Consider the following 270-nt stretch of genomic DNA (forward strand, 5'->3'; position numbering starts at 1 on the left):
GCGCGGATCGATTCCAGCTTTCGAGAGATCGCAGGACATACTGTGGTCCTTAACGGCTCCGTCCTTTACGCGTTCCGCCTCATCACCTGCCAGCTTCACGGTCCGGATGATGGATGCCGAATTCCCATCGAGCCGCGCCTGAAACGTGGCAATGAAGTCCCGAAGCGAAATGCCGTCGTTGAGCTGGGCCCCGAGGATAATGTTGTGTTGTTCGTCTAGAATCTTCTTCAGCTCATCAAACTCACGAACCGAGGGCAGGGCATACATGGG

1 protein-coding gene is annotated in these 270 nt (G+C 55.9%); it reads right to left on the reverse strand.

Annotated elements, in window-relative coordinates:
* Positions 1-270 (reverse strand): hypothetical protein (locus AC1RPN_RS08985; protein ID WP_481763842.1); only part of this gene is annotated, 270 nt, incomplete at both ends.

The sequence above is a fragment of the Dellaglioa sp. CoH-57-MRSF-20 genome (assembly GCF_056781955.1).